Below are 1527 nucleotides of genomic sequence, written 5' to 3'. Positions count from 1 at the left end.
AACCCCACCCGCACCACCGCCCACCACCCCCTCTTCCAAACCTCCCTCGCCTTCCAAAACAACACCCTCCCCCACCTCACCATCGGAAACATCAACACCACCTTCGAACCCACCTCAACCGGCACAGCACGATTCGACCTCCTCTTCAACATCGTCGAACCATCGCATGACAGTGCAACCCAGCCGGGGTACGCCGGCCATGTCGAGTACGCCACCGACCTTTTCGACCAGGAAACCATCGAGCAGTTGATCGCCCGATTCACAGAAATTCTGCGCACGGTGGTCACCGCCCCGGACACGCCCCTCCGAACCATCGACGTGCTCCTCCCTCACGAACACCACCAACTGCTGGAAATGTGGGGCCACGCTCCGACAGCCGCGTCGGTCACCACGGTTCCACGGCTGATCGAGAAGCAGGCAGCACGAACGCCGGACGCGATCGCAGTCACCTCCGCCGAGGGCGAACTGACCTACCAGCAGCTCGACGAGCGCGCCGACCAGATCGCCCACGCGCTGCTCGCGCACGACGTACACCTCGAATCAGTGGTCGCGGTCGCACTCCCCCGCTCCCCGGAACTGATCGCCGCCATCCTCGGAATCCTGAAAGCGGGCGCCGCCTACCTGCCCATCGACCCCGCATATCCGGCTGACCAACTGGAATTCCTGCTGAGCGACGCGTCACCGGCGGTCGTCGTCACCGACAGCGCCACAGCCGGATCCGTGGTCGCCGCCGGTGTACGTCATCTCCTGGTTGACAAGGTCACTGCGGCCGGAGCGGGACCGCGTCCCGCACCGCTACCGGACAATCTCGCCTATCTGATGTATACCTCCGGCTCCTCCGGCGTCCGGAAAGGCGTGGGCATCACTCACGCGAGCGTCACCCTCTGCGCGCAGGAACTCGCCGCCCGGTTCGCCATGAAGCCGGGAGGAATCACGCTGGCCAGCACCTCGGTCAGTTTCGACGTATCAGTCTTCGAAATCGTCGCGACGTTGGTCTCCGGCGGCACCGTCGACATCGTTCAGGACGTGCTGGAGTTCGGTAGGCGCGGCACGTGGGCCGGCGGCGTCGTCAGCACGGTCCCGTCGGCATTCGCCGAGCTGCTGAACGACCTCCCGGAATCCCTCACCATCGACACGGCGGTGCTCGCCGGTGAGGCACTTCCCGCCGAATTGGTCCGTCGGCTCCGGCAGGCACTACCGGACACCCGGATCTTCAACGCCTACGGACAAACGGAGTCCTTCTACGCCACGGCATCCGGGCCACTGTCCACCCTGGACGAGCGGAGCAACGCTCCGATCGGCACCCCGCTCGGAGGCGTTCACCTCTACGTCCTGGACTCTGCTCTCAACCTCGTCCCGCGAGGAGTGGCCGGCGAGCTCTACGTGTCCGGGCCGAACATCGGCCGCGGCTATCACGCTCTTCCTGGTCTCACCGCACCACGGTTCGTGGCGGATCCGTTCGGGGTGGCCGGTTCGCGGATGTACCGGACCGGGGACCTGGTCCGGTGGACACGCGAGGGCGAGTTG

The 1527-nt window shown here is 65.7% G+C and carries 1 protein-coding gene; it reads left to right on the top strand.

Features of this window, described 5'->3' with window-relative positions; translation table 11 throughout:
- On the top strand, window positions 1-1527 hold a 1527-nt coding region (locus tag IE124_RS33980), incomplete at both ends, for a non-ribosomal peptide synthetase (protein WP_189513873.1).

It is taken from the genome of Streptomyces narbonensis, assembly GCF_014649015.1.
Lineage (GTDB): Bacteria > Actinomycetota > Actinomycetes > Streptomycetales > Streptomycetaceae > Streptomyces > Streptomyces narbonensis.
The sequence above is the reverse complement of the archived record's forward strand: the minus strand, read 5'-3'. Positions and strand labels throughout refer to the sequence as shown.